This is a genomic window from Ruegeria sp. BHSC037 (genome assembly GCF_059613045.1).
Window position 1 is genome coordinate 200,565 of sequence record NZ_JBXWRT010000002.1, and the last position, 22,854, is coordinate 223,418.

General features: G+C 63.5%; 19 protein-coding genes. 10 read left to right on the top strand and 9 right to left on the bottom strand.

Annotated elements, in window-relative coordinates:
• The first annotated feature begins 65 nt into the window (after positions 1–65).
• A complete protein-coding gene (locus AC2FMN_RS02785; protein WP_496686061.1) occupies positions 66–1,343 on the top strand; it encodes a DUF3422 family protein in 1,278 nt (425 codons plus the stop codon).
• Positions 1,344–1,412: 69 nt separating this feature from the next.
• The gene (locus AC2FMN_RS02790; protein WP_496686063.1) at positions 1,413–2,549 is read left to right on the top strand and encodes an MFS transporter; all 1,137 of its coding nucleotides are present in this window, start codon (positions 1,413–1,415) and stop codon (positions 2,547–2,549) included.
• Between the two features lie 7 nt (positions 2,550–2,556).
• On the opposite strand, the gene AC2FMN_RS02795 is transcribed toward AC2FMN_RS02790, so the two are convergent.
• From AC2FMN_RS02795 to AC2FMN_RS02805, 3 genes are all read right to left on the bottom strand, one after another.
• On the bottom strand, positions 2,557–3,528 hold the full coding sequence (locus AC2FMN_RS02795) for an ABC transporter permease (protein WP_496678899.1): 972 nt from the start codon (positions 3,526–3,528) through the stop codon (positions 2,557–2,559).
• On the bottom strand, positions 3,521–4,528 hold the full coding sequence (locus AC2FMN_RS02800; RefSeq protein WP_496678900.1) for an ABC transporter permease: 1,008 nt from the start codon (positions 4,526–4,528) through the stop codon (positions 3,521–3,523). Before AC2FMN_RS02800 ends, AC2FMN_RS02795 begins: the two co-directional genes overlap by 8 nt.
• Before the next feature lie 95 nt (positions 4,529–4,623).
• Positions 4,624–6,330 (bottom strand): peptide ABC transporter substrate-binding protein, encoded by a 1,707-nt coding sequence (locus tag AC2FMN_RS02805; RefSeq protein WP_496686066.1) that lies wholly within the window; start codon positions 6,328–6,330, stop codon positions 4,624–4,626.
• A gap of 283 nt (positions 6,331–6,613) precedes the next feature.
• On the opposite strand from AC2FMN_RS02805, the gene AC2FMN_RS02810 reads away from it, so the two are divergent.
• The 4 genes from AC2FMN_RS02810 to AC2FMN_RS02825 are packed head-to-tail and all read left to right on the top strand — an operon-like array spanning position 6,614 to position 12,017.
• Positions 6,614–8,434, top strand: coding sequence for an ABC transporter ATP-binding protein (locus AC2FMN_RS02810; protein WP_496678903.1), 1,821 nt, complete (start codon positions 6,614–6,616; stop codon positions 8,432–8,434).
• 5 nt (positions 8,435–8,439) lie between these two features.
• Positions 8,440–9,606: an acetylornithine deacetylase gene (gene argE, locus AC2FMN_RS02815; protein ID WP_496686068.1), complete on the top strand. Its 1,167-nt coding sequence runs from the start codon at positions 8,440–8,442 to the stop codon at positions 9,604–9,606.
• A 57-nt stretch (positions 9,607–9,663) separates the two neighbouring features.
• The gene (locus tag AC2FMN_RS02820; protein WP_496686071.1) at positions 9,664–10,827 is read left to right on the top strand and encodes a M20 aminoacylase family protein; all 1,164 of its coding nucleotides are present in this window, start codon (positions 9,664–9,666) and stop codon (positions 10,825–10,827) included.
• A 26-nt stretch (positions 10,828–10,853) separates the two neighbouring features.
• Complete coding sequence (locus AC2FMN_RS02825; RefSeq protein WP_496686073.1) at positions 10,854–12,017, top strand: M20 aminoacylase family protein; 1,164 nt, start codon at positions 10,854–10,856, stop codon at positions 12,015–12,017.
• Positions 12,018–12,056: 39 nt separating this feature from the next.
• Here AC2FMN_RS02825 and AC2FMN_RS02830 read toward each other — a convergent pair whose 3' ends face one another.
• Both AC2FMN_RS02830 and moaA read right to left on the bottom strand, forming a co-directional pair.
• Positions 12,057–13,367: a 3-deoxy-D-manno-octulosonic acid transferase gene (locus tag AC2FMN_RS02830; RefSeq protein ID WP_496686075.1), complete on the bottom strand. Its 1,311-nt coding sequence runs from the start codon at positions 13,365–13,367 to the stop codon at positions 12,057–12,059.
• Between the two features lies 1 nt (position 13,368).
• Positions 13,369–14,376, bottom strand: coding sequence for a GTP 3',8-cyclase MoaA (gene moaA / locus AC2FMN_RS02835; RefSeq protein WP_496686078.1), 1,008 nt, complete (start codon positions 14,374–14,376; stop codon positions 13,369–13,371).
• A 91-nt stretch (positions 14,377–14,467) separates the two neighbouring features.
• Between moaA and AC2FMN_RS02840 the strand changes: the two genes are divergently transcribed.
• The gene (locus tag AC2FMN_RS02840) at positions 14,468–14,881 is read left to right on the top strand and encodes a hypothetical protein (RefSeq protein WP_496686081.1); all 414 of its coding nucleotides are present in this window, start codon (positions 14,468–14,470) and stop codon (positions 14,879–14,881) included.
• Here AC2FMN_RS02840 and AC2FMN_RS02845 read toward each other — a convergent pair.
• From AC2FMN_RS02845 to glmU, 3 genes are read right to left on the bottom strand one after another with little or no spacing between them, the layout of a single operon-like run.
• Positions 14,869–15,555 carry a DNA alkylation repair protein gene (locus AC2FMN_RS02845; protein ID WP_496686084.1) on the bottom strand — a complete coding sequence of 229 codons (687 nt, stop codon included), beginning with the start codon at positions 15,553–15,555 and terminating at the stop codon, positions 14,869–14,871. The two genes, AC2FMN_RS02840 and AC2FMN_RS02845, sit on opposite strands and share 13 nt — an antisense overlap.
• Positions 15,556–15,561: 6 nt before the next feature.
• Entirely contained in the window at positions 15,562–17,385 is a 1,824-nt protein-coding gene (gene glmS / locus AC2FMN_RS02850) for a glutamine--fructose-6-phosphate transaminase (isomerizing) (protein ID WP_496686086.1), read from the bottom strand.
• Positions 17,386–17,389: 4 nt separating this feature from the next.
• Entirely contained in the window at positions 17,390–18,742 is a 1,353-nt protein-coding gene (glmU, locus tag AC2FMN_RS02855) for a bifunctional UDP-N-acetylglucosamine diphosphorylase/glucosamine-1-phosphate N-acetyltransferase GlmU (RefSeq protein WP_496686088.1), read from the bottom strand.
• A gap of 133 nt (positions 18,743–18,875) precedes the next feature.
• Here glmU and AC2FMN_RS02860 point away from each other — a divergent pair, with 133 nt between their 5' ends.
• The 3 genes from AC2FMN_RS02860 to AC2FMN_RS02870 all read left to right on the top strand — a co-directional run bounded on the left by AC2FMN_RS02860 (position 18,876) and on the right by AC2FMN_RS02870 (position 22,099).
• Positions 18,876–19,547 (top strand): HAD-IA family hydrolase, encoded by a 672-nt coding sequence (locus tag AC2FMN_RS02860; protein WP_496686090.1) that lies wholly within the window; start codon positions 18,876–18,878, stop codon positions 19,545–19,547.
• Positions 19,548–19,587: 40 nt separating this feature from the next.
• Entirely contained in the window at positions 19,588–20,778 is a 1,191-nt protein-coding gene (locus tag AC2FMN_RS02865; protein WP_496686092.1) for a DegT/DnrJ/EryC1/StrS family aminotransferase, read from the top strand.
• A 157-nt stretch (positions 20,779–20,935) separates the two neighbouring features.
• Positions 20,936–22,099 (top strand): isovaleryl-CoA dehydrogenase, encoded by a 1,164-nt coding sequence (locus AC2FMN_RS02870; protein WP_496686095.1) that lies wholly within the window; start codon positions 20,936–20,938, stop codon positions 22,097–22,099.
• Positions 22,100–22,150: 51 nt separating this feature from the next.
• Here the strand turns inward: AC2FMN_RS02870 and AC2FMN_RS02875 are convergent, their stop codons facing one another.
• The gene (locus tag AC2FMN_RS02875) at positions 22,151–22,756 is read right to left on the bottom strand and encodes an OmpW/AlkL family protein (protein ID WP_496686097.1); all 606 of its coding nucleotides are present in this window, start codon (positions 22,754–22,756) and stop codon (positions 22,151–22,153) included.
• Positions 22,757–22,854 lie beyond the last annotated feature (98 nt).

Here is a 22,854-nt window from a genome sequence, read left to right on the forward strand (position 1 = left end):
AAATAAAAAGAGAATTGATGAAATCAGCCGGTGTCGTATAGTGCCCGGAACACAAGGAGCCGTTCATGACGCCAATCGAGGATCATCCGCTGCGCTATACGTTGGCCAATGAATTGCACGCGCGGCCGTTCCCCGTTGCGCAGGCCCCGTGCACGGTTGTCTTCCTTGCGATCAAAAAACCGGTCGCCGCGGTGGCGCGCGACCGAGCCGAAGATATGGCCCACCTTATCGACCTGTTGGACCGCCACGGGGCGCAGCATCCGCAACCCGATGCCACCCACTATGCCGGCCAGATCGGGCGACATTGGTTGAAGTGGGAACACCACACGGAATTTGTGACCTACACGGCCATCACTCAGAATGTCAGCGAGCGCGCCTTCAACCCCGCCGATTTCGAGGTATTCCCCCCCGACTGGCTGATGGCCAGTCCTGGGCAGCGTGTGACCTCGATCATGCTGCGGGTGGTGCCGCGCCCGGATGACGGGGCCACGCAAGCCGCACTGGCGGACTGGTTCGAACCCGAAAGCTTGGCTGTGTCACAGGTGCTGGACGACTCGGCGATCTGCGCCAGCGATTTTCGCATCGACCCGGCGGGCCACATGCGGTTTGCCCTGTTCGTGTCCGAGGGCACCGGGCGCAGGCGCACCGGCCGGATCATCCAACGCCTTTGCGAGATCGAGACCTACAAGGCGATGTCCATGTTGGGCTTTGCCCGGGTCAAGGCCCTGATGCCCCAGATCGGCGAGTTGGACCGGCAACTGACCCAGCTGATGGGCGAGATGACCAAGGACAAGACCCATCCTGACGATCTGTTGCCGCAATTGCTGGCCACGTCGACCGAGCTCGAGACGCTGTCGGCGCGTTCGGCTTTTCGCTTTGCCGCGACGGGGGCCTATGAGGCCATCGTGCACCAGAGAATCGAGGCGCTGCGCGAGGATCGCTTCCACGGGCGTCAGACATTCGCCGATTTCATGATGCGCCGCTATGACCCGGCCATGCGCACGGTCAAGGCAACCGAACGGCGGCTGCAGGCACTTTCGGACCGGGCCATTCGCGCCGGCGACCTGCTGCGAACGCGGGTCGATGTCGAGCGCAGCGCGCAGAACCAGGCTTTGTTGGAGAGCATGGACCGCCGGGCGGATCTGGCCCTGCGTCTGCAGCACACGGTCGAGGGTTTTTCAGTGGTGGCCATCAGCTATTATGCCGTGTCACTGGTCAGTTACCTGCTGTATCCGTTGACCAAGGCGGGGATCAGCAAGGGGATGTTGACCGCAGGCGTGACGCTGCCTGTTGTGGCGCTTGTCTGGTTGGCCGTGCGCCGTATCCGCCGCAAGCTGGAATAGGGCGGCTTGCCAACCCGCACGGCGCCTGTATTGCTGCAAGGCAGGCAATTCACAGGTGGGGCAGGGCAAATGATCGGATTGGTTTCAGCCTGGCGGGCCGTGGCCGCCATGTTCATCCTGAATGGCGCCCTGTTCGGGATCTGGGCCTCGCGCATTCCGGCCGTCCGCGACCGTCTGGGGCTGAGCCACGAGGAACTGGGCTATGGCCTGCTGTTCATGGCGGCCGGGGCGGTGTGTTCCTTTCCCGTCACCGGACGCCTGACCGACCGGTTCGGCGCGGTGACGGTGACTCGGGTGATCGCGGTCCTGTACACAGCCTCACTGATCCTTCTTGCGGCCGCCGACAGCTTCGCCATGCTCGCGGCGTTCCTTTTCATCTTCGGGGCCTTCCACGGCTCGATGGATGTGGCCATGAACGCCTGGGCTGCCGAGGTCGAGCAGGCCTATGCCAAACCGGTGATGTCCTCTTTCCATGCGATGTGGAGCCTCGGCGCCGGGCTGGGAGCGCTCAGCGGCTATGGCGCGGTTCAGATGCAACTTGCCGTTTTGCCACATTTTCTGCTGGCCGGCGGGGCAACCGTGGCGTTGGCGCTTGCGTTGTCCTGGGTCCGATGGACGTCGCGGCGGGTGGAGTCCGACGGCGCCGCGATCTTTGCTTTGCCCAGTGGCGTTCTGGTCCTGGTGGGGCTGACCGCGATGTGCGGCGCGTTGGGTGAGGGGGCAGTGGCTGACTGGAGCGCTATCTTTCTGCGGGATGTCACGGGTGTGGCTGAAAGCGTTGCGGCGTTGGGCTATGCCGTCTTTTCGGTGTCCATGGTTGCAGTTCGGCTCCTGGGTGGGCTCGTGATCGCCCGGTTCGGCCCGGTGCCGGTGGCTCGGGTCAGCGGAGCCTGCGCGGCCTTGGGTGTGTTCCTGGTGGTATCGGCTAGGGGGGCGGTCGGGGCGATGGCTGGATTCGCGATGATGGGCGTGGGCTATGCGGTGATCATGCCGCTGGCCTTCAGCCGAGCCGCGAACGACCCGCATGTCCCGCCGGGGCAGGCCATCGCCAGTGTCGCCACTTTGGGGTACGGAGGTCTTCTGATCGGTCCGCCGCTGATCGGGCTTCTGGCGGGGATCGTATCACTGCGGCTGGCCTTTGGCGTCCTGCTGCCGCTGGCAGTTGTGATCGTTGTGTTGGCCGGCGCGCTTAGGCGCGCCGACTGACTTTTGTTCAGCGTCCGCGGATCCGCGGATCGAGCGCATCGCGCAAGCCGTCGCCCAGATAGTTCACGCTGAGAACGGTAAGCGAGATCGCCAGGCCGGGCCAGAACACACGCTCGGGGTATTGCTGCAGATAATCAACACCATCGAACAGCAGCCGGCCCCAGGTGGGGAAATCGGGCGGGAAGCCCAGCCCCAGGAAGGACAGCGCGCTTTCGGTGATGATCGCCGTGGCTATGCCCAGCGTGGCCGACACCATGATCGGAGACAGTACGTTGGGCAGGATGTGCCGTGTGATGATCTGCGTGTTGCTGGTGCCGATCGAGCGGGCGGCCAGAACGAATTCGCGTTCCTTGATCGCCAGAACGTCGCCGCGCACGATCCGCGCCGTAGGCATCCACGAGGTGATGCCGATGGCGCAGACGATCAGGATGAAGATCCCACGCTCGAGCCCGAACGCAGCGGACAGAGGCTCGCGGAACAGCAACATCATCACCAGCAGCAGCGGCAGCAGCGGCAGGGCCAGGAACAGGTCGGTCAGGCGCATCAGCGGCCCGTCCAACCGTTTGAAGAACCCGGCGACCACGCCGATGAACGACCCAAGAAACAGCGCCAGCAGCATCGCGGTGATGCCGACCGAGACCGAGGTCTGCCCCCCCGACATCATCCGGGCCAAGATGTCCCGGCCCAGCTGATCGGTACCGAACGGATGGGCCCAGCTGGGCCCCTGGTTGCGGGCACGGATGTCGATCTGGGTCGGGTCGATGGTCCACAGGAACGGGCCAAGATAGACGGCCGCGACGATGAAGATGAACAGCATCGCGCCGATCATGGCGCCCTTGTGGGTCTTGAACTGGTCCCACACGTCGCGCCACTGGCTACGGGGCGGGGCGGTGAATTCCTCGACCACGTCCGCGGCGGGCAGAGCGGTCGAAGCGGGCGCAAGCCCTTCGTCGGGGACAAAGCGATCCTTGTCAGTCATAGCGGATCCTCGGGTCCAGAATGCCATAGAGAACGTCGGCGATCAGGTTGAACAGGACGATCAGCACGGCAAAGATGAAGGTCAGGGTCTGCACCATCGGCAGGTCGTTGGCCTGGATGGCGCCGATCAGCAGCTGTCCGATGCCGTTCACCTTGAATACCTGCTCGGTAATGATGGCGCCGCCGAAGATCGACGGAATCCCCAAGGCGATCACGGTGACCACCGGGATCATCGAGTTGCGCAGGACATGCACCATGACGACGGTGTACTCACTCAAGCCCTTGGCGCGGGCGGTACGGACGTAGTCCTGGTTCAAGTTGTCCAGCATCGAGGCGCGCATGAACCGGCTGAGCTGCGCGGTGATCTGCAGCGCCAGCACCATCACCGGCATGATCATCTGTTTCAGCTGAACGACGAAGCTGTCCCAGTCATTGACCACATGCGTCGTGTCATAGATCGACGGGAACCAGCCCAGCTGGACCGAAAAGATCACGATTACCAGCACCCCCGAGAAGAACGGCGGGACTGAGAAGCCGACCATCGACACGAAGGTGCCCATCTGGTCGAACCATGAATACTGGCGATAGGCCGAATAGATGCCGATGGGCAGCGCGATCAGGATGGCGACCACATAGGCGGTGCCGACAACCCACAGGGTCTGCGGGATGCGCTGAACGACGATGTCCATGACGGGCGAGCGGGTCTGCCACGAAATCACCCGCAGGTCACCTTCGGAAAAGGTAGTGCCAAAAATGTGATCGACCAGAACCTGAGGTTCAATCCAGAAGAACTGCACGATCCATTTCCAGAACCGGACATGCATCGGCTGGCCGAGGCCAAGCGCCTCGCGCATCTTCTCTTTGACTTCGGGCGGAACGGTCAGCGGAACCTGCGCCATCGGGTCGCCGGGGGCGAGTTCGAGCAGCAGGAAAATGACGAGACTGATGAACAACAGCGTCGGAACGGCCAGGATCAGTCGTCGAATGGTGAAGTTGAGCATTCAAAGGCGCCTTTGTGCATGCGTCTTTTCGTTGGGGTGGATGCAGGTAACCGCGCCCCGATAGACACCGGGGCGCGGCAGTGCAAGCCTGACGCTTAGGAACCGGTCTTGCGGTACCAGTCAGCGATGTTCCACAGCTCGCTGTCCCACACGTTCAGAACGACGCCACCCAGCGTGTTCGAATGTGCCGACAGGCGGCCACGGTGCACCAGCGGGATCATCGCGCCGCCCATTACGGCCATGTCGTTCAGCTTTTTCGCGATCTCGGCGCGGGCTTCCAGGCCGGCGGTCTGGGCCAGCTGGGCATGCAGCGCGTCATATTCCGGGTCGCACCAGCGCGAGATGTTCTCGCCCTGCCACTGAGTGTCCGGACGCGGAGCCTTGTCGCACAGCATGTTGCCCAGATACGACTGCGGATCTGTGCCGTTGAAGGTGTTGGCGTACATTTCAACGTCGGCATAGAACTTCTGGAACGTGTCGGGCGAGCCCGGATCACCACCGAAGAAGACCGAGGCGTTGATGTTGCGCAGTTCGGTTTCGATGCCGATCTGGCTCCACCATTCCTTGATCAGCGCCTGGAAGTCCTGACGGACGGCGTTGGTCGAGGTCTGGTATACAACTTTCAGCGGAACACCGTCTTTTTCGCGGATGCCGTCGCCGTTGGTATCGACGATCCCGGCATCATCCAGCAGCTTCTTCGCGCCTTCGATGTCCTGCTTGTCGCAGGTCATGGTGGTCGAGTTGAACGCGGCCGGAGCCGGCACCCAGTTGCAGGTAACTTTGCCTGCCTGGCCATAACCGATCTCAACCAGCAGCGGACGATCGATTGCCAGAGACATGGCGTTGTACACCGCCGGGTCGGTCAGGAACGGGTGCGGGTGCTTGGCCGTCGAACGTTCGCCTTCCGGCAGTTCGGGGGACGGGTTGGTCTGGTTCAGCATGATGCGCTCGACCAGCGGGCCAAAGCCTGCCACCGGAGTGCCCTTGCCGCCTTCTTGCATTTGCGCGATCACTTCGGGCGCCAGCTGCAGGTTCCAGGCATAGTCGAACTCACCGGTTTCCATCACGGCGCGACCCGCAGCGGTTGCATCGCCGCCGCCCTTGAACGTCACTGTCGCAAAGGCAGGCTTGTTCGGATCACGATAGTTGTCGTTGGCTTTGAAGGTGATCACGTCGTTCGGCTTGAACTCGGTGACGACAAACGGGCCGGTGCCGATCGGATTGAAGTTCTGTTCGGTGCATTCCGGCGCCTTGGCGCCCATGCAGTTTTCGAACTGGGCCTTTTGGATGATCGGGCTTTCCCCGCCAACGAACGGGCCATAGGGGAAGGGGGTCGGCTTGTCGAAGGTGACCTTGACGGTCAGATCGTCGAGCGCCTCGACGCTGGTGACGCCTTCGAACTTGGTCACCTGCGCACATCCGCCCTCAGGGTCCATGCAGTAGTCGGCGGTAAACTTGACGTCCGCCGCGGTGAAGGGCGAGCCGTCCGACCAGGTGATGCCGGGCGCGATCTTCCAGGTGATCGAGGTCAGATCCTCGCTGACACCGCCGTTTTCGACTGTGGGGATTTCGGCCGCCAGGTAGGGCACCATGTTGCCGTCCTGGTCATAGCGGGCCAGCGGTTCGATCACCAGCGAGGCCGCCTCGACATCCTTGGTGCCACCCGACAGGAACGGGTTCAGGATCGAGGGCGCCTGCCAATAGATGATGCTGACATTGCCGTCCGATCCGCGCTCGGCCATGGCCATCGGGGCCATCGCCGTGCTTGCAATCGCACCGAGCAAAAGGGCTTTGATTTTCATCATACACTCCATGTTGGACACATTCGTGTCTCGATTATTCCGCAAGGCCTGCGGACTTGGCGTTGCCGCGCGTGGGGCAAGCTGCTGTAACGAAAAGAAAAAAGGTTTCGCTTATTGCGGCCTGCACAGGTTTTCCGGCGCGGTTACGCGGGGTATCGAAACAGAGTTTTGGAAAATTGCAAGCCTTGCCGCAGCGAAATCGGGCAATGGGTTTGACTTTTCCCACTTCGCCGCCTTAGCGTTTGGCACTCAAATCGAACAAGCCCTCAAGGAGAGCGCGCGCGTGCTGGACCAGCCTATTGCCGATATCAGAAAACTTCGCGTCGAGTTTCAGACCAAGGATGGACCGGTCGTCGGGGTCGAGGATGTCTCGTTCGAGGTCCATCCGGGCGAAACCGTCTGCATCGTGGGCGAATCGGGGTCGGGCAAATCGGTGTCGTCGCTGTCGCTGATGCGGCTGGTGGAATTCGGCGGCGGCAAGATCGCGGGGGGCGAACTGCTGTTCGACCGACGCGACGGGCGCAAGCTGGATCTGGCCAAGTCCGATCAGGACCTGATGAAGCAGATTCGCGGCAACGAGATCGGGATGATCTTCCAGGAACCGATGACCGCTTTGAACCCGGTCTTCACCGTGGGCCGACAGCTGACCGAGGGCCTGCGGATCCACAAAAACATGTCCAAGGCACAGGCCGAGGCGCGCGCGCTGGAGCTACTCAAGCAGGTCCGCATCCCCGAGCCCGAGCGGCGCCTCAAACAGTACCCGCACGAATTGTCAGGCGGGATGCGACAGCGGGTGGTGATCGCCATGGCGATGGCCTGCGAGCCGCGCCTGCTGATCGCCGACGAGCCGACGACGGCACTGGACGTGACGATCCAGGCCGAGATCTTGGCCCTGATGGACCGGCTCAAGCGCGAAACCGGCACGGCGGTCATGTTCATCACCCATGACATGGCCGTGGTCGCCCAGATGGCCGACCGCGTCGTGGTCATGTATCGCGGCAACAAGGTCGAAGAGGGCACCGTCACCGAGATTTTCGAAAACCCCCGACACGACTACACCAAGGCCTTGCTGGCCGCGGTGCCCAAGCTGGGCGAGATGCGTGGCAAATCCGCGCCCGAACCGATGAAGCTGCTGGGAGTCGAGGGCCAGAACATCGCTCCGATTCCCGGAACCGAGGACGTGCTGCTGACGGTCCGCAACCTGACCACGCGCTTCCCCGTCAAGGGTGGGCTGCTGCGCCGCACGATCTCGAACGTGCACGCGGTCGAGGATGTATCGTTCACTCTGAACCGGGGTCAGACGCTGAGTCTGGTCGGTGAATCCGGCTGCGGAAAGTCCTCGGCGGGGCGGTCGATCCTGCGGTTGGTCGAGCCGCTGTCGGGCGAGGTGGACCTCGATGGCGTCGACATCATGAAACTGGACCAGAAGGGCCTGCGCAAGGCCCGGCTGGACATGCAGATGATCTTTCAGGACCCGTTCGCCTCGTTGAACCCGCAGATGCAGCTGGTCGATCAGGTCGCCGAGCCGATGCGCAATTATGGCGTGGCCTCGGGGTCGGAATTGCAGGACCGTGTGGCGCAGCTGTTCGACAAGGTGCACCTGCCGCGCAGCTTCATGCGCCGGTACCCGCACGAGATGTCGGGCGGCCAGCGCCAGCGTATCGCCATCGCGCGCGCCCTTGCGTTGAACCCCAAGCTGATCATCGCCGACGAGGCCGTTTCGGCACTAGACGTATCGGTGCAGGCGCAGGTGCTAAACTTGATGATGGAACTGCAGTCCGAACTGGGGCTCAGCTATCTGTTCATCAGCCACGACATGGCCGTGGTTGAACGCGTCAGCCACCATGTCGGGGTGATGTATCTGGGCCGGATCGTCGAACTGGGCCCGCGGGCGCGGGTGTTCGAGAACCCTCAGCATCCCTATACCCAGGCGCTGATGAAGGCGGTGCCGATCGCGGACCCGAACCAGCGGAAATCGGAAAAAGACCTGAATTTCAAACCGATCCCGTCGCCCATTCATCCGATCGACTATCAGCCCGCGCCGTCTGAATACCGTGAGGTCGAGCCGGGGCATTTCATTCTGACCACCGACAGCGGGTATTGATCCCGATGGCGCGGCGCCTGACACCGCTCGAGATCATGACGCGGCTGATTGCGTTCCCGACGGTCAGCCGCGACAGCAACCTGCCTCTGATCGACTGGGTCGGGGACTATCTGGCAAGTCATGGCATCGAAGCCCACCGCTGGCCCGATCCCGACCAGCCGCACAAGGCGGCTCTGTTTGCCCATGTCGGGCCTTGGGACGAAGGTGCCGTCGTTCTGTCAGGTCATACCGACGTGGTGCCGGTGGACGGGCAGGCCTGGGACAGCGATCCCTTCACGGTCACCGAGCGCGAAGGCAAGTATTTCGGGCGCGGCACCTGCGACATGAAAGGGTTCGACGCGCTGGCGATCTGGGCATTGGTCGAGGCGCATCACGCGGGCGTGGCTCGCCCGCTGCAACTGGCGTTGAGCTTTGACGAAGAGGTCGGCTGTACCGGCGCTCCGCCGATGATCGCGGCGATGCAGAAGGTTCTGCCCAGGGGCTCGGCGGTGATCGTGGGGGAACCGTCGATGATGCAGGCGGTGACCGGGCACAAAGGCAGCTATGGCTATGACACGCATGTGGTGGGCTACGAGGTCCACAGCTCGCGCCTGCACGAAGGGGTGAATGCCATCATGCAGGCGGCCCCCTTGATCGACTGGGCCAATCAGCAGAATGCGAAGAACATGGCCGCGCAACCCGGCGCGCTGGCGGCGGTGTTCGACCCCCCTTGGACGACGTGCCATGTGGGCATGATCCGGGGTGGGACGGCGCATAACATCACGGCCAAGGATTGCTGGTTCATGATGGATTTCCGCGTGGTGCCCGGCGAAAGTGCCGCCGCATGGCGCGACGCCTATTTTGCGCAGGTGCGCGCGGTCGAGGCGCGGATGCAGCAGGTCCGCCCCGAGACGCGGATCGACGTGACGCCCAGCTTTGCTGTTCCCGCGCTGGTCCCCGAACCCGAGGGCGAGGCCGAGGCTCTGGTCCGCTCGCTGACCGGCGACAACGCGACCCATGTCGTCAGCTATGGCACCGAGGCGGGGCAGTTCCAGGAGGCCGGCTATTCGGCCGTGATCTGCGGGCCGGGCGACATCGCCCAGGCGCACAAGCCCGACGAATTCATAACCGTTGCCCAGTTCAATGCCGGGCACCAATTCATGCAGCGGTTGGTTCAGAAACTGGCCGCCTGATTTTTTTGTCCCAGCCCAAGGCTTTAGGCTTGGATGCTGGTAGTGGAGGAAACGTGCATGCCCGTCAGAAACCGTTTTGCCGAATTGCATCCCGAAATCACCGCGTGGCGGCGTGACATTCACCAGAACCCAGAGATCTTGTACGACACCCACCGCACCAGCGCGGTGGTTGCGGAAAAGCTGCAGGAATTCGGCTGCGACGAGGTGGTGACGGGGATTGGCCGCACCGGCGTGGTCGGCGTGATCAAAGGCAAGGTCGACACCCAGGGCCGGGTGATCGGCCTGCGGGCCGACATGGACGCGCTGCCCATGCAGGAGCAGACCGGGCTGGACTATGCCTCGCAAACGCCGGGGGCCATGCATGCCTGCGGCCATGACGGACATACGGCAATGGTTCTAGGGGCCGCGAAATACCTGGCCGAGACACGCAATTTCGACGGCACGGCGGTGGTGATCTTTCAACCGGCCGAAGAAGGCGGGAACGGCGCCGAAGCGATGTGTCGGGACGGGCTGATGGACCGTTTTGGCATCCAGGAGGTCTATGCCATGCACAACGTGCCGGGCCTGCCCACGGGGCAATTCGCCATCCGCTCGGGGCCGTTGCTGGCGGCGGCGGACGAGTTCGACATCCATCTGGAAGGGCGCGGCGGGCATGCGGCCAAGCCGCACGAAACGGTGGACACCACCGTCATGCTGTCGCACCTTGTGGTGGCGCTGCAGACCATCGTGGCGCGCAACGCCGATCCGACTCTGCAGGCGGTGCTGTCAGTCACCTCGGTCGAGACATCTTCGACCGCGTTCAACGTGATCCCGCAATCGGCGCGCGTGCGTGGCACGGTGCGTACCCATTCCAATGAGATGCGCGACCTGATCGAGCGCCGCCTGACCGAGGTGACGCAGAGCGTCGCGGCCGCGATGGGCGGAACTGCGCAGGTAACCTATACCCGTGGCGTGCCGGTGACGATCAACGCCGAAGTGCCCACACAGCACGCCGAGGCAGCAGCCATCGCCGTGGGCGGCAGCTGCCTCGAGGCACCGATGGTAATGGGCGGCGAGGATTTCTCGTTCATGTTGCAGGAACGGCCGGGTGCGTTCATAGTTCTGGGCAATGGTGACAGCGCCGGGCTGCATCACCCTGAATACGATTTCAATGACGAAATCATTCCGATTGGATGCTCATGGTTTGCCGAAATGGTCGAAAGCCGGATGCCGGCGGCCTGAGGCTTTGAAGGAGAGAGAAGACGAAAATGCCAGTCAAGAACCGATTTGCCGAATTGCAGGACGAAATCACCGCATGGCGACGAGATCTGCACGAAAACCCCGAAATCCTGTTCGAAACACACCGCACCAGCGCGGTGGTGGCGGAAAAGCTGAAGGAATTCGGCTGCGACGAAGTGGTCACGGGGATTGGCCGCACCGGGGTGGTCGGCGTGATCAAAGGCAAGGCCGACACCAAGGGCCGGGTGATCGGCCTGCGGGCCGACATGGACGCGCTGCCGATCCACGAGGCGACGGGCCTCGACTATGCTTCGAAAACACCGGGGGCAATGCATGCCTGCGGCCATGACGGACATACCGCCATGCTGCTCGGCGCGGCGAAATACCTGGCCGAGACCCGCAACTTCGATGGCACCGTGGTGGTGATCTTCCAGCCCGCCGAAGAGGGCGGAGGTGGCGGCCGCGAGATGTGCGAGGACGGCCTGATGGACCGCTGGAACATCCAGGAGGTTTACGGGATGCACAATTGGCCGGGCAAGCCGGTCGGCAGCTTTTCGATCCGGCCGGGGGCTTTCTTTGCGGCGACCGACCAGTTCGACATCACTTTCGAGGGGCGGGGCGGGCACGCAGCCAAGCCGCACGAGACGGTGGACACGACCGTAATGGCGGCGCAGGCCGTTCTGGCATTGCAGACCATCGCGTCGCGCAATGCCGATCCGATCGATCAGGTCGTCGTCTCGGTCACCTCGTTCGAGACCTCGTCGAAGGCGTTCAACGTGATCCCGCAGAAGGTGCAGATCAAGGGCACCGTACGCACCATGAGCAGCGAAATGCGCGACCTGGCCGAAAAGCGGATCAAGGAAATCTGCGCGGGCGTCGCGGCCACGTTCGGCGGCACTGCCGACGTGACCTACATGCGCGGCTATCCCGTCATGGTGAACAGTGACGAACAGACCGATTTTGCGGCCCAAGTGGCCAAGTCGGTCTCGGGCGATTGCGAGGTCGCACCGTTGGTCATGGGCGGCGAGGATTTTGCCTACATGCTGGAAGAGCGCCCCGGAGCCTATATCCTGGTCGGCAATGGCGATACGGCGATGGTTCACCACCCGGAATACAATTTCAACGACGAGGCGATCCCTGCCGGGTGCAGTTGGTGGGCCGAGATCGTCGAACAGCGGATGCCCGCAGCCTGATTCCGTAGCGGGGGCGCAGGCCCCCGCTGCCGTTTGCGGTCAGGGGCCTGCGTCCTCGAGGCCCAGTTTGTCGCATAGCGTATCAACAACCGCATCCAGAGCCGATTTCTGGGTATTCACGCAGGACTGCGCCGCCGCTTGCGCTGCTGCCAGCGCCGATCTGTCCGACAGCCAAAGCGCGACTGCCCCGCTCAGGTCCGAGGCCGAGAACACTTCGACCGCGCCACCGCTGTCCACCAGCGGGGCAAATGTCTCGGCGAAATTGTAGTAACCCCGTCCGGTGATCACCGCGGCCCCGGCCTGTGCGGGTTCGAACGGGTTGTGGCCGCCAATCTCTTTCAGCGACCCGCCCAGAAAAACGATCGGGCACAATGCGTACCACGTTCCGGTTTCGCCCAGCGTATCGGCCACATAGACCTGTGTGTCGCGGGTGATCGGCTGCCCGGCGCTACGCAGGGCGTGGCTTTGACCCGCAGCATCAACAAGGGCGCAGACCTCGCCCCGCCGTTCAGGGTGACGGGGGATCAGCAGCAGCAGCAGATCGGGCCAGCGGTTCAGCAATTCGGCATGGGCGGCCAGAACGGTCTCTTCCTCGCCTGCATGGGTCGAGCTGGCGATCCAGACCGGCCGCGCGCCGATCTGGGCGCGGATCTGCGTCAGCATGTCTTGATCCACCGGCAGCGGATCGGACATGGCCTTGAGGTTGGTTCCGGGTTGCACCCGATCGACGGGCGCCCCCATGGCGATCAGGTTTGCGGCCGTGCGGTCGTTTTGCGTCAGGAACAGGCGGAACTGGCTCAGGACATAGCGGGCGGTGTCGGGGCGCTTCTTCCACCCGGCCACCGATTTCTCGGACAGGCGTGCGTTCAGCAGGGCCAGGGGCGTCCCGCGCCGGGCGGTCTCGACGATCAGTCGTGGCCAGATCTCGCTTTCGACAAAGACGCCGGCATCGGGCCGCCAGTGATCCAGAAACCGCGCCACCGGGCCGGCGCTGTCCAGCGGGGGGTATTGGTGGCGGGTGCGCGGCGGCAGACGTTTTTCCACCAGCGAAGCCGAGGTCGGGGTGCCAGAGGTGATCAGGAACTGCGCATCGTCGATCCGTTCGCTCATGCGCTTGATCAGGCTCAGAACCGACAGGCTCTCACCCACGCTGGCCGCATGAAACCAGATCAGCCGACCGTCGAGGCGGGGCTGGCTCGCATGGCCCAGCCGCTCGCGCTGACGGATTTCAGAAACACCCGCCGACTGCAGCTTGGCGCGAACGGTGCGCCAGGCCAGCGGCATGGCGAGGGATGTCAGCGCGCAGTACACGCGGTACAGCGCCGTGGGTCGCCCCGACAAGTCTGACATGTCAGCCGCCCGTGTGGCTCATGTGACGGCTCATCTGGCCATCGATCTTTTGGCGGGAATAGTCGAAATCATGGCCCTTGGGCTTGAGGGTGATCGCCGCCCGGATCGCCTGTTCCAACGGCTCTTCGCTGTCGGGGTGGTCGCGCAGGGGCGCGCGCAGGTCGGCCATGTCCTCTTGCCCCAGGCACATGTACAACTCGCCCGTACAGGTCAGGCGTACCCGGTTGCAGCTTTCGCAGAAATTATGGCTAAGCGGTGTGATGAAGCCGATCTTCTGCCCGGTTTCCTCCAACCGGACATAGCGCGCCGGGCCGCCCGTGCGCTCGGCCAGATCGGTAACAGTATAGTGGTTTTCGTACTCGGCCCGCACGTCTTTCAACGACCAGTATTGATCCAGCCGATCCTCGTTGCCGATGTCACCCATGGGCATGACCTCGATCCAGGTCAGGTCCATGTCGCGCTCGGCGCACCATCGTGTGATCTTGGGCAGTTCTTCCTCGTTGAACCCTTTCAGGGCCACCGCGTTGATCTTCACGCGCAACCCCGCCTTCTGCGCGGCATCGATTCCGCCCAAGACCTGTTTCAGCCGCCCCCAGCGGGTGATCTGGGCGAACTTGTCTTCGTCCAGCGTGTCGAGCGAGACATTCACCCGCCGCACCCCGGCGGCATACAGGTCGTCGGCGAACCGGGCCAGTTGCGAACCATTGGTGGTCAGTGTCAGCTCTTTCAGCGCGCCGCTGTCCAGATGCCGGGTCATCGAGTCGAAGAAACTCATGATCCCACGGCGCACAAGCGGTTCGCCCCCGGTGATCCGCAGTTTTTCCACGCCCAGCCGGATGAAGGTCGAGCACATCCGGTCCAGTTCTTCCAGCGTCAGCAGCTCTTTCTTGGGCAGAAAGGTCATGTTTTCCGACATGCAATAGACACAGCGGAAATCGCAGCGGTCCGTGACGGAGACGCGGAGATAGGTGATTGCGCGGGCAAACGGATCGATCAGCGGAGCAGTCATGCTCAATAGGTAAAGCGGGTAATGCGATACGGCAAGTCGCAACTGCGCTCGAGGGGTGGAACACGGGCGCGGGCAGGGGTAGGTTGGTTGCATGCGATACCTGTTTATCCTCCTTCCTGCGTTTCTGACCGGCTGCGATGCGGTGCGGCAGACCTTGGACCGGTCGCCAGAAACGCCGACCGTTAAACCGGATGCGGTGGTCACGGAAACCGAGGTCGTCGCGGCACAGCCCGTTGCGGCGGCGCAACCCGGTTGGAGCGGTGCGAAACGCACGATCGCGGGGCTAGGCGATCCGAACAAACCGGGGCGCTGGCTGGAAACGCCATTGGTGCGGGTCGAGCGGAATGGCAGGGTCGTGGTGACGAAGACCGGGGCGCAGGCCTATGTGACGCTGGTTCCCGCGTCGGGCCCCGAGGGCGGCGGCGGGCGGCTCTCGCTCGAGGCGATGCGCGCTCTGCTGGTACCGTTTGACGAGCTGGTCGAGCTGGACGTCTATTCCGATTGACTTTTCAGGTACTTGCCGGCCTCTTTGCGAGCAAAGGGCTTCATCGCATCACCGTGCGCGGCCAGAAACGCCCGGACCCGGTCGGGGTCATGTTTCGACAGGTCGCGCAGCCACCAGGCCACCGCCTTCTGGATGAACCAGTCGCGATCGGGGACATAGCCGGCGGCCCAACTCAGAATACGGTCGCGGCGCTGCAGATCTTCGGGCTTGGGGTGGTTCTGCTTGGTCCAGGGCAGGGTGGCGACCAGTGCCGCGCGTCGGGTCCACATGTGATCCGAGTTGGTCCAGCTTTCGACCTGATCCAGCCGCGAAGGGTCAGCCCACAGGCGCTTTTGCATGGCCATGCTGGCATGATCGGCGACCGCCCAGGCGTCGAAATCGGGCAGCCAGATTTGCAGCAGGTCCCAAACCGCCTGATCGGGGCGGATGCGCGCCTGCGTCAGCAGCTTGGCGGCGGCCAGCCGCGCCTCGTGGATGTTGGTCTGCCACAGCTGATCGGCCAGCGCGACACGGGCGTCTACGTCCATCTGCTGCCGCCAGCTTTTGGTCAGATCATTCAGCACTGGGTTCGGTACCCCAAGATAGGGGCGATCGACCTTGTGATAGGCCGCCATCTGGGTGGCCCGGTCCGGGTCGGCATGCGCCTTGATCTGGTCCAGAGGGCTTTCCGGCATGACGGCTTACTCGACCGTGACGGATTTCGCCAGGTTACGCGGCTGGTCCACATCGGTGCCCTTGGCGACGGCCGTGTGATAGGCCAGCAGCTGCGCGGGCACCGAATACAGGATCGGCGCGACCGAGGCGTGGGCATGCGGCATACGGATCGTGCTCCAGACCCCGTCTTTGGCATCGGCGATCCCGTCGTCGTCCGAGACCAGAATGACCTTGCCCTTGCGCGCCATGACCTCTTGCATGTTCGACACGGTCTTGTCGAACACCGCATCGCGCGGGGCCATCACCACCACCGGCATGTGCTTGTCGATCAGGGCGATGGGGCCATGCTTCAGCTCGCCCGAGGCATAGCCTTCGGCGTGGATATAGCTGATTTCCTTGAGTTTCAGCGCGCCTTCGAGGGCCAGCGGGTACATCAGGCCGCGTCCGAGGAACAAGACGTCGCGCGCCTCGGACAGGCGCTGCGCGGATTTCCGGATCGCCTCCTCCTGGTCCAGCGCGGCGTTCAGCAGCGTCGGCAGGCCGCGCAGCGCGGCGGCGTGATCGGCCAGCGCATCGTCGTCCAGCGTGCCCCGGTCGGCCGCGGCCTTGAGCGCCAGCATCAGCAGAACGCTCAGCTGGCAGGTGAAGGCCTTGGTCGAGGCAACGCCAATCTCGACCCCGGCATGGATGGGCAGCGCCACGTCGCTTTCCCGCGCGATCGAGCTTTCGGGGACATTGACCACCGACACGATCTTGTCAGCCTTGCCCTCGCAATAGCGCAGCGCGGCTAGGGTGTCGGCGGTTTCGCCCGACTGGCTGACGAACAGCGCCAGCGTGCGGTCAGTGATTGGCGGTTCGCGATAGCGGAACTCGCTGGCGATATCGACCTCTACGGGCATCCGGGCCAGTTGCTCGAACCAGTATTTGGCGGTCAGGCAGGCATAGAAGGCCGTGCCGCAGGCCACCATGGTCAGGCGGTCCAGCTTGGAGAAATCAAGATCCGCATCCGGTAGAACCACCCAGTCGCTGCCGGTGGGCAGGTACGAGCGGATCGCCTCGGCCACCACCACCGGCTGTTCGGCGATTTCCTTGGCCATGAAATGCTTGTGTCCGCCCTTGTCGGTTCGGGTCTGATCCAGCTGGATCTTGCGGATCTCGCGATTTGCGATTTCGCCCGCCTCGTTGCGGATCTCGATCGAATTGCGGGTGACCACGGCGCGGTCGCCTTCCTCCAGATAGGTGATCCGGTCGGTCAGCGGCGCCAGCGCGATGGCGTCCGAGCCGACGAACATCTCGCCATCCCCGTGCCCGATGGCCAGCGGCGAGCCCTTGCGGGCGGCGACGATCAGGTCATCCTCGCCGTCGAACAGGAAGGCCAGCGCGAAGGCGCCTTGCAGCCGGTCGATGGTCTTGAAGGCGGCCTCCACCGGGCCCAGCCCCGATTTCATGTAGAATTCGGTCATCAACGCGACGGTTTCGGTGTCGGTCTCGGTCTGGAAATCGATTCCGTTCTCAGCCAGTTCGGCCCGCAGCTCGCGATAGTTTTCGACAATGCCGTTGTGGACCACGGCAACCGGTCCGGCCTGATGCGGGTGCGCGTTGCTGACCGAGGGTGCGCCATGGGTCGCCCACCGCGTGTGCCCGATGCCCGACTTACCAGGCAGGGGGTCATGCACCAGCAAGTCGCTGAGATTGACCAGCTTTCCCACCGCGCGCCGACGGCCCAGCTTGCCGCCGTTTACGGTTGCGATGCCAGCACTGTCATAGCCGCGGTATTCCAGCCGTTTCAGTGCTTCGACCAGAATGGGCGCCGCTTCGTGCTTGCCCAATACGCCAACAATTCCACACATTTACTCAGGCTCCCTTGTCCCGGCGTGCCTTTTTCGACTTCAGCATCTCGAACAGTTTGCGGGCATAGCCCGGCTTGTTTTCCTGTTTGGCGCGACCCACCGCCAGGGCGTCGGGTTCGACGTCGCGGGTCACGATGGTGCCGGTGGCCGTCATCGCGCCGCTGCCCACGGTGACCGGGGCCACCAGCATAGTGTTCGAACCGACAAAGACGTTCTCGCCGATCGTCGTGCGGTGCTTCATCACGCCGTCATAGTTGCAGGTGATGGTGCCCGCGCCGATATTCGTGCCCGCGCCGACCGAGGCATCGCCGACATAGCTGAGGTGATTGACCTTGGCGCCCTCGTCGATCTGGGCATTCTTGATCTCGACGAAATTGCCGATACGCGTGTTCTCGGCCAGTTCCGCCCCAGGGCGCAACCGGGCATAAGGGCCGACTATGGCGCCGCGGCTGACATGGCAGCCTTCCAGGTGCGAAAACGCCCGGATCGTCGCGCCGCTTTCGACGGTGACACCGGGGCCGAAGACCACGTTGGGTTCGATCACCGTGTCGCGACCGATCACCGTGTCGGCCGCCAGATAGACCGTCTCGGGGGCCATCAGGGTGACGCCAAGATCCAGCAGCTCGGCCCGGGCGCGGGCCTGGAACACGGCGTCGGCGGCGGCCAGATCAGCGCGCGAGTTCACGCCCAGCGTCTGCGCCTCGTCGCACGAAACGGCGGTGACCTTCAGGCCGCGGTCGCGCGCGATCTCGACCACGTCGGTCAGATAGTATTCGCCCGAGGCGTTGTCGTTTCCGACCGCGTCGATCAGGTCGAACAGGGTGCCCGCGTCACAGGCCAGAAGGCCTGAGTTGCAGAAGGTTATGGCGCGTTCTTCATCTGAAGCATCCTTGAACTCGACGATCCGCTCCAGGGCGTCGCCGTTCATCACCAAACGGCCGTACCGGGCCGGGTCGGCGGCCTCGAAGCCAAGGATCACCAGATCGTTGTCAGCCCGCGCGGCGATCATGCGCTCCAGCGTGTCGGGCTGCAGAAACGGGGTGTCACCGTACAGAACGACCACGTCGCCGATGAACCCGTCCAGCGCCTCGCGCGCTTGGGCGACGGCATGGGCGGTGCCCAACTGTTGGTCCTGCACGACGATGCGCGCGTCTTCATCCTCGGCCTGCGCGACCTTGGCCACCGCCTGCGAGCCGTGGCCGGTGACGATGACCGTGCGTTCGGGTGCCAGGACCGAACCGGCGCGCATGGCGTGCACCAGCATCGGAACCTGGGCGATCGGGTGCAAAACCTTTGGGATGTCCGAATTCATCCGGGTGCCTTTTCCGGCGGCAAGGATGACAAGGGCAGTGCTCATGAATGCGTTTTCTCTTTTGTTTTGTCGCGGTCCGTTTTATCCGCTGGGGGCAGGGGCGCAAGCCGTTCGGCCATCAAACAAGATTGCCGTTTGCAACACGACATGGCGGAAAACTGCCGAGCAAGGAGACAAAATGCGCACGGTCATCTTCGATCTGGACGGGACTTTGGCCGATACGTCGGGCGATCTGCTGGCGGCGGCGAACCATTGTTTCCGGCAGATGGGGCATGGTGATGTGCTGGTGCACGGGCGGGATGCTGCGGTGGCTTTGCGCGGCGGGCGGATGATGCTGACCCATGGGCTGAAACGCGTGGGCGCCTATGACGAAGAGACCGTGAACGCCTATTACCCGGTCCTGCTCGAGGCCTATGGACAGGCTATCGACACCCACACCACCTTCTATCCCGGCGCGCTGCAGGCGGTCGAAGCGCTGAAAGCCGCCGGATACGGTGTCGGCATCTGCACCAACAAGCCCGAGGCGCTGGCCGAGCTGCTGATGACACGGCTGGGCGCGCGGGCGCTATTCGGCTCGCTGGTGGGGGCGGATACGCTGCCGGTGCGCAAGCCCGACCCCGCGCCGCTGCGTGAAGCCGCGCGCCGGGCCGGGGGACATCCCGACCACTGCATCCTGGTGGGCGACTCGGATACCGACAGGAACACGGCCCGTGCCGCCGGGGTGCCGTCGATCCTTGTGACCTTCGGCCCGTCAGGCGATGACATGGCTGCGCTGCAGCCCGAGGCGCTGCTGCACCATTTCGACGATCTGCCCGCAATCGTCGCCGAGCTTGTGGGCGCGGCGGCCTGATCTCTTGACCCGCGCTGCGACTGGCCCCACAAACGACGCCATGACCGAGCGATTTTCTGGCAGTTTCACCCAGCAGGAGCCAATCCCCGACGCGGCGATCGAGGCGGCGCTGGCCGTTCTGCGCCACGGGCGGCTTCACCGCTACAACGTGGCCCCCGGAGAGGTGAGCGAAACCGCCCTTCTGGAACAGGAATTTGCCGTGCAGATGGGGGCGAAATACTGTCTGGCCGTGTCGTCGGGCGGCTATGCGCTGGCCACGGCCCTGCGTGCCGTGGGTGTCCAGCCGGGGGACGCGGTTCTGACCAACGCCTTCACGCTGGCCCCTGTGCCGGGGGCGATTGCTTCGGTCAATGCGCGCCCGGTTTTTGTGGGCGTGACCGAGGGGCTGACCATCGATCTGGACGATCTGGCGGCCAAGCTGGACCGCGCCAAGGTTTTGATGCTCAGCCACATGCGCGGGCATCTGTGTGACATGGACCGGTTGATGCAGATGTGCGACGCAGCCGGGGTGACGGTGATCGAGGATTGCGCCCACACGATGGGCGCCGCCTGGCGTGGGCAGTTGTCCGGCCGGCAGGGAGCGATCGGCTGCTATTCCTGCCAGACCTACAAACATGTGAACTCGGGCGAGGGTGGTCTGTTGATCACCGATGACGAGATGCTGGCGGCCAAGGCCACGATGCTGTCGGGCTCTTATATGCTGTATGAACGCCACCTTGCGGCACCGGGCCCCGAGGTGTTCGAGCGGATCAAGTACACCACGCCAAACGTGTCGGGGCGGATGGACAATCTGCGCGCCGCGATCCTGCGCCCCCAGTTGCGCAATCTGGACCAGCAGGTACGGCGCTGGAACGAACGCTATGCCGAGATCGAGGCGGGCCTGCGCGGCACGCCCGGCCTGACCATCGTCGAGCGGCCTGCGGAGGAAAGATATGTAGGCTCGTCGATCCAGTTCCTTCTGCTGGATTGGGCGTCTGAGCAGATCGCCGAGGTTTTGAGGCGCTGCGCCGATCGCGGGGTCGAGTTGAAGTGGTTCGGCGGGGCCGAGCCAACCGGGTTTACCTCGCGCTATGACAGCTGGCGTTATGCCGAGTCGGAACGGATGCCCGAGACCGACCGGATTCTGCGCGGGATCATCGACATGCGCGTTCCGCTGACCTTCTCGCTGGACGATTGCCGCCTGATTGCCGGCATCATCCGCGCCGAGGTCGGCGCCGTTTTCCAGCAATAATTCAATCGAGTGCGCCATGCGGCGCACGCCTGAACCCTGCAAAAGCCACCCGAGGGGCGGCTTTTTCATTTGGGTCACGCGATGATTGACCGCGAGGGGAAAGGTCTGTATCAGTTTATTGAACACCTGTTCATTAACGCGAGAGAGGAGAGCGCGGATGTTCACGGCGACAATGCAATTCGATCTAGGTGAAGATGTGAACGCGCTGCGCGAGATGGTGCACCGCTGGGCGCAGGAGCGGGTCAAGCCGATGGCGGCCGAGATCGACAAGACCAACGCCTTTCCCAACGAACTGTGGAAGGAAATGGGTGACTTGGGGCTGCTGGGCATCACCGTGCCCGAGGAATACGGCGGGGCGGGCATGTCTTACTTGGCCCATGTCGTGGCTGTCGAGGAGATCGCGCGGGCCTCGGCCTCGGTTTCGTTGTCCTACGGGGCGCATTCCAACCTGTGCGTCAACCAGATCAAGCTGAACGGCAACGAAGAGCAGAAGACGAAATACCTGCCGCGCTTGGTTTCGGGCGACCATGTGGGCGCGCTGGCCATGTCCGAGGCGGGTGCCGGGTCGGACGTGGTCTCGATGAAGCTGCGCGCCGAAAAGCGCAATGACCATTACCGCCTGAACGGCAACAAATACTGGATCACGAACGGCCCGGATGCCGATACGCTGGTCGTCTATGCCAAGACCGACCCGGAGGCCGGGTCCAAGGGCATCACGGCCTTCCTGATCGAGAAAGAGATGAAAGGGTTCTCGACCTCGCCCCATTTCGACAAGCTGGGGATGCGCGGGTCGAACACGGCCGAGCTGATCTTCGAAGATGTCGAAGTGCCCTTCGAGAACGTTTTGGGCGAAGAGGGCAAGGGCGTCGCCGTGCTGATGTCAGGCCTCGACTATGAACGGGTGGTTCTGGCCGGGATCGGTACCGGAATCATGGCGGCCTGTCTGGACGAGATCATGCCTTACATGGCCGAGCGCAAGCAATTCGGCAAGCCAATCGGAACCTTCCAACTGATGCAGGGCAAGATCGCCGATATGTACACGGCGATGAACTCGGCGCGTGCCTACATCTATGAGGTGGCCAAGGCCTGTGATCGGGGCGACGTGACCCGGCAGGATGCGGCGGCGTGCTGCCTCTATGCGTCCGAGCAGGCGATGGTTCAGGCCCATCAGGCGGTGCAGGCGATGGGTGGGGCCGGATTCCTGTCGGATGCGGCGGTCAGCCGGATCTTCCGCGATGCAAAGCTGATGGAGATCGGCGCGGGCACCAGCGAAATCCGCCGGATGCTGATCGGCCGCGAGTTGATGAACGAGATGCTATGAAGAAAAACGCCTCGCCGACGAGGTCACGGCGAGGCGTATCCGATCGAAGGATCAGAAGCGATGGACGTAGGACACGCCAACCAGCCACGGATCGACCTCGGCCTTGCCGATGTTCGCGCCGTTCAGCGTGACGTCCGAGTCGATGTCGAACCAGCGGACGTTCAGGCGAACCGCGCCCTTGTCCGTGACCATGTAGTCCAGACCGGCTTGCAGCGACACGCCGAACGAGTCGTCGACCTTGAGATCGCCCAGCGGCGATTCCTCGTCGAAGAAGATGGTGTAGTTCAGACCGGCACCGACATAGGGCTTCCAGGCACTGTTGGTCGGGAAGTGATAGTTCAGCGACAGGGTGGGCGGCAGGTGCTTGACGCTGCCGGCATCGACGCTTCCGCCCAGCGTGACGTCATGCTTGAACGGGGTTGCGGCCAGCAACTCGATGCCCAAGTTGTCGCGGATGAAATACTCGGCGGTGAAGATCGGGCGGGTGTCCGAGTCGATGTCGGTGCTAAATCCGGCCAGCGTACCGTTGTCGGATTTCGGGTCCAGATACCCGACGCCGATACCCAAGGTCCAGTCGCCCTCCGACTGGGCGAAGGCGGGGGCCGACAGGGCGGCGACGGCGGTGGAAAGCGCGAGGATGGCGAGTTTCTTGTTCATTTTCATGCCTTTGGGTTAGTTGACGCGCCCAGTGTTTCAGGTCGGTCGGGTCGGGACACTGATCTGAGTCAAAATCTGCCTTTTGTTTTGTTTGAGAA

Excerpts from the sequence above, each read along its gene's own strand:
- AC2FMN_RS02785 (WP_496686061.1), top strand. The coding sequence starts at position 66 with ATGACGCCAATCGAGGATCATCCGCTGCGCTATACGTTGGCCAATGAA.
- AC2FMN_RS02790 (WP_496686063.1), top strand. The coding sequence starts at position 1,413 with ATGATCGGATTGGTTTCAGCCTGGCGGGCCGTGGCCGCCATGTTCATC.
- AC2FMN_RS02795 (WP_496678899.1), bottom strand. The coding sequence starts at position 3,528 with ATGACTGACAAGGATCGCTTTGTCCCCGACGAAGGGCTTGCGCCCGCT.
- AC2FMN_RS02800 (WP_496678900.1), bottom strand. The coding sequence starts at position 4,528 with ATGCTCAACTTCACCATTCGACGACTGATCCTGGCCGTTCCGACGCTG.
- AC2FMN_RS02805 (WP_496686066.1), bottom strand. The coding sequence starts at position 6,330 with ATGAAAATCAAAGCCCTTTTGCTCGGTGCGATTGCAAGCACGGCGATG.
- argE (WP_496686068.1), top strand. The coding sequence starts at position 8,440 with ATGGCGCGGCGCCTGACACCGCTCGAGATCATGACGCGGCTGATTGCG.
- AC2FMN_RS02820 (WP_496686071.1), top strand. The coding sequence starts at position 9,664 with ATGCCCGTCAGAAACCGTTTTGCCGAATTGCATCCCGAAATCACCGCG.
- AC2FMN_RS02825 (WP_496686073.1), top strand. The coding sequence starts at position 10,854 with ATGCCAGTCAAGAACCGATTTGCCGAATTGCAGGACGAAATCACCGCA.
- AC2FMN_RS02830 (WP_496686075.1), bottom strand. The coding sequence starts at position 13,367 with ATGTCAGACTTGTCGGGGCGACCCACGGCGCTGTACCGCGTGTACTGC.
- moaA (WP_496686078.1), bottom strand. The coding sequence starts at position 14,376 with ATGACTGCTCCGCTGATCGATCCGTTTGCCCGCGCAATCACCTATCTC.
- AC2FMN_RS02840 (WP_496686081.1), top strand. The coding sequence starts at position 14,468 with ATGCGATACCTGTTTATCCTCCTTCCTGCGTTTCTGACCGGCTGCGAT.
- AC2FMN_RS02845 (WP_496686084.1), bottom strand. The coding sequence starts at position 15,555 with ATGCCGGAAAGCCCTCTGGACCAGATCAAGGCGCATGCCGACCCGGAC.
- glmS (WP_496686086.1), bottom strand. The coding sequence starts at position 17,385 with ATGTGTGGAATTGTTGGCGTATTGGGCAAGCACGAAGCGGCGCCCATT.
- glmU (WP_496686088.1), bottom strand. The coding sequence starts at position 18,742 with ATGAGCACTGCCCTTGTCATCCTTGCCGCCGGAAAAGGCACCCGGATG.
- AC2FMN_RS02860 (WP_496686090.1), top strand. The coding sequence starts at position 18,876 with ATGCGCACGGTCATCTTCGATCTGGACGGGACTTTGGCCGATACGTCG.
- AC2FMN_RS02865 (WP_496686092.1), top strand. The coding sequence starts at position 19,588 with ATGACCGAGCGATTTTCTGGCAGTTTCACCCAGCAGGAGCCAATCCCC.
- AC2FMN_RS02870 (WP_496686095.1), top strand. The coding sequence starts at position 20,936 with ATGTTCACGGCGACAATGCAATTCGATCTAGGTGAAGATGTGAACGCG.
- AC2FMN_RS02875 (WP_496686097.1), bottom strand. The coding sequence starts at position 22,756 with ATGAACAAGAAACTCGCCATCCTCGCGCTTTCCACCGCCGTCGCCGCC.